This window comes from Amycolatopsis pithecellobii, assembly GCF_009707865.1.
In the GTDB taxonomy this organism is placed as follows: Bacteria; Actinomycetota; Actinomycetes; order Mycobacteriales; family Pseudonocardiaceae; genus Amycolatopsis_E; species Amycolatopsis_E pithecellobii.
Genome location: NZ_WMBA01000129.1, coordinates 1 through 3991 on the forward strand (window position 1 = coordinate 1; position 3991 = coordinate 3991).

Genomic DNA, 3991 nt, shown 5'->3' on the forward strand with positions numbered 1-3991 from the left:
ATAAGCAGGCAGAATCGTGCCACCCGGAATACCGAACACCACCTCGGCCCCGACCGCCTCCAACGACCGCACGAGCGACTGCGCGCCCGTCACCCGTACCGGAGTACCAACAGGCGGGGTGGGCTTGCCTAAATGCGGCGGAATCCGGCGTTCGTTTAGGACCGTTACACGCATCAGCTCTTTGCCTCGCTTCCGATTCTGCTCGCGTCGAACCCCCATCGGCCGATCTCGCAGGCTGTCGGTCGCTTCCGAACGTGCGCTTTGAATTCGCGCCGACGTACATCAGCGTGACTGCGCCAGCAAGCGCTTCGCACGTTCGATGATTGGCTTACCAACGATCTGGTTGTCGACCGCTTGATAGAGTTGCTGGTCATAGCCGCCGCTGCGACTCCCTCAGCCCACCGCAGGTCCCCGCCAGATGGCGTGAACGCAGAATTGACGATCGGAACCTGACGCGGGTGTAAGCAGACCTTGGCCGAAAACCCTAGCTCGACAGCGTGGGAGGTGTCAGCAATCAACACCGACTCGTCAGCCAAATCGAGAGTCGCCCCGTCCACCGGCGGAGCGATGCTACAGGCGGCCGAGGCTGGAACAATCTGGGAGCGCGCAACATCCAACGCCACTCGGCTCGCCGGGTCGACACCGAGCTCCGCACTGAGATCGGCATTACCGAACACCGCGCGCACGACTCCGGCGACTCCGCAAACCCCGCGCGCGTCTGCAATACTCACGGCGGCCTCGAGGATCGCCAAGGCGGCCGACCCATGGAGCAGCTTGCTAAGCAGTTCACTTACCTGAGCCGGGTCGATAATTTTAGGTAGCATAACCACACATACCCGGCTGGTGAGCATCGCAACGTCTTCGTCATACCATGCCGACTCCATGTCATTGATCCGAACTATGCCTAGCCCCCCACTCGCCAGCCAACGATCGACATTCTCTCGCGCAACGGTTTTCAGTTCAGGGCCCACAGCGTCCTCGAAGTCGAGACCGATCTGGTCTGCACCGGTTTTGACTGCCTTGGCGAACCGATCCAGTCGATGACCCGGCACGAACGAGAACGACTTTGCCCGGGTTACGTCTTCGATGTTGGAGTTCACTCTCAACCTCCGTGCCTGCCTAGGTCGGTCAGACGGTTCTCCCATGGAATATTTCTGTCGGCGACATCTTTGACGTGACAAAAGCTTGTCCCGCCGCGGGCGCTATCGGCCAGATTTTTGGAACACAATCACTTCGGCCACCTGGAGACGGAGAGAGTCTGTATGCATCGAGGTCTGATCCTCATATGCGGTCGCGGCGAGAACCGATGCAGTCTTCCCACCCAGCTGAACCAAGGCCTGCAATGGTTCAACAGTCGGCTGTATCGGGTTGCTGCCTTCCTGTAGGTCACGCGGCATGGGCTTCTTGGACGGGGGTGAGCATGTCGACCCGTCGGGACCAGACGGGGTGACGCATGCCGGCGGGGCGAGCCATCAAGTCGTGCGGCCACATCATTGCCGATGTCGCTGTAGATTTGCCAAAATTCGTCAAATATGCCGTGTAAGCGCCGGCCATCCGCAACGGCATAGTTGATCCGGATCGCAGCGATTCCGCGTTCTCGGTTGTGGATGCTGAGCATCAGGCAGTGAGCGCGTGACGGTTCCACACGGCGAAGGCTACGGCGGCCCGACGGCGCGGCGCGCGGATGCGATCTCCGGCTCGGTTACTTCCGCTGCGCGGATGCCGACGGAGTTGTGAACCACGGGATGTATCTTCTGGCTGGTACTTGCGGGGCGAACGTTGAACCGTGCCGACGATCTTGGAAGGCCGACCCCTGACGTTTCCTGAATTCCAATGGTTGCAGCGACACTCCTGATCACGCCGGAACCTGCTGATGGCGAGGCGCGGCCGTAAGCGCAGACTGAGTCGGAGTCGGAGTACTCGCTCCTGCGGCGTCCATGGTGGACCGTGTGCAGGCGTGCAAGCTGCAGCGATCGGCCGCAAGAGTAGCTAACGGTGGCGTGCGGAGAATGGCGGGCTGCCGCACACGGCGTCGCCGCAGAATTCTCGGACCAACCGGTTACTGTCGTTGTCGGAGTGGAGCGGATCGCTACATTGCGCCATCGGAACCTGGGCAGGCGTGAGATCGCGTGGGCGATCGGGCCCGCACCGCCCACGGCAAGTCGGCAGCGTCGCTGGAACATGACCGCGGGCGGCCAAGGCGGCGACTTGGGTCGCGCCCATGCCCGGCAGCCACGTCGGTCACGGTTACTGGTCGATCCCCCCTGCCCGCTGAGGTGCAGGCCAAGCCCGGGCTGGAGCCTGGAGCAGATCCCTGCCCACTTGAGGATCATCTTCCCGAACCGACCTCGCCGGTATGTGTGCCACGAAACGATCTATCAGGCGCTCTACCAATACAAAGGTGGGCTGAGCGGGAAGCCACCGACGGCTGCGCACAGGCCGGCCGCTGCGCAGCCGTCACCGCAGGGCCCGTGCGTGCAAGCGCGGTTCCTCGCCCACCGTGTTGATCGAGCAGCGCTCGGCCGTAGTGCTCGACGATCCCGGTGCGGAGACCGAGAGAGCGACCTGTTTGTCGGCATCTTTGGGTCACTCCGCGATCGGCACACTGAATGCTCCGGTAGCCCGCTACCTGCTATGCATCTGCCGACGCACCGCAGCGCCGAGGCCGTGCGGGAGGCGTTGATCAGCGTGCTCGGCGATCTGCCCGAATCGCTGCGGCTGACACTGACATAGGATCAGGGCCCAGCACTGGTCTGCCACGCCCAGACTGCGCTGCTGCTGCGCGAGGGAATGTCTTCGCTCAGCTGAGCATTTCCTACCAACGCGGCCCCAACGAGAACGACGCGTCACTGGCGCATGCCTACCGATGTCTTCCGCGGCGCAATGTCGTGATCATCAGCCAACCGAAGCAACAATCACTTGAATCAGCCCACGATTGCCGATCTGGCCACTGTTGTCTCGTCTGCGCGCGGGCGCCGACGTGGCCGCGATCCGCGAGTAGCTGCGCCACGAGATGGCCGGCCACTTCGGACTGAACGCGAAACGTCATTGCCAAGCGGCTCGTTGCTTGGTGGCACAGGGTCGGGTGGCGGTCGAGACGAGGTTATGGGGCAAGTAGCTTCGAATCGTCGAGGAGGCGCGCAGTGGTGTTCTTCACCAAAAGTTTGACCTCGTCCTGCGTATAGTGGTCCGATCGATAACGGCTGATAACGCTCAATGAGCCATCCATCGTGAACGCCGAAAAGTTCGGATAAGGAGTTCCGAGACGATCTGCGATTGAATGGAACTTAGTGATGCGCATGTCACCCGGGGTGGGAAGGGTTGGTAAGGTGCCATAGTTGCTGACGCTGACTGCGCCAAGATGCGGATCGAGGCTCCGGCCGTTCGCAGGCGCTCGATCGATGGCGGAGTCGACCGTGAGCGTCCCACCCGAGAGGCCGAGCCGTTTGTCGTTCAGGGCCGCTTTGAGGTCCTTCTGTAGTTTGAGTCCGATTTCGTACCAGGGTGTTGATGAAGTGTAGGTGATGTCGGTTCGGTGCATGGCAAGGAAGTTGGTGGTCTCGGTTGCTCCGACCGGGGGTGTCACTCGGTTGCGGAGGTCAACGGGTGACCAGCAGGTGCACGTCACCGACTCAGAGGTGTCGACCAGGGTCGACAGTTGGGTCTCGATGACGATGCTGCACAGCAGCGCGTGGACCGTCAGGCCCCTCCCGCGTGCCGCTCGGAGAACGATGGAGCTCTGTCGCTGGTCAAGCTCGATGACGTGCTGGAATATGGTGTAGTCGGGCAGCTCGCCGAAGTCATCCGGTTTCGCGGGTGAGATGCCGATCATTCCGTTGAACCTGTCGCGCATCAACGCGTGGTTTGATTCGGGGAGTGTGCCGGGTTCTGCGGTTACCGGCACTCCGTTGACCAGTTGGGTGTAGATTTCCCATAGTTCGGTGAAAACTGCGGTGAGGTGCCGGCCGTCCAGGGTCGCGTGGTTGGCGCG

General features: G+C 61.9%; 2 protein-coding genes. Both read right to left on the bottom strand.

Features of this window, described 5'->3' with window-relative positions; all coding sequences use genetic code 11:
- Positions 1 to 173: 173 nt before the first annotated feature.
- On the bottom strand, positions 174 to 1100 hold the full coding sequence (locus GKO32_RS37645) for an HpcH/HpaI aldolase/citrate lyase family protein (protein ID WP_208024666.1): 927 nt from the start codon (positions 1098 to 1100) through the stop codon (positions 174 to 176).
- A 2003-nt stretch (positions 1101 to 3103) separates the two neighbouring features.
- On the bottom strand, positions 3104 to 3991 hold an 888-nt coding region (locus tag GKO32_RS37650), incomplete at its 5' end, for a phthiocerol/phthiodiolone dimycocerosyl transferase family protein (RefSeq protein WP_154761684.1).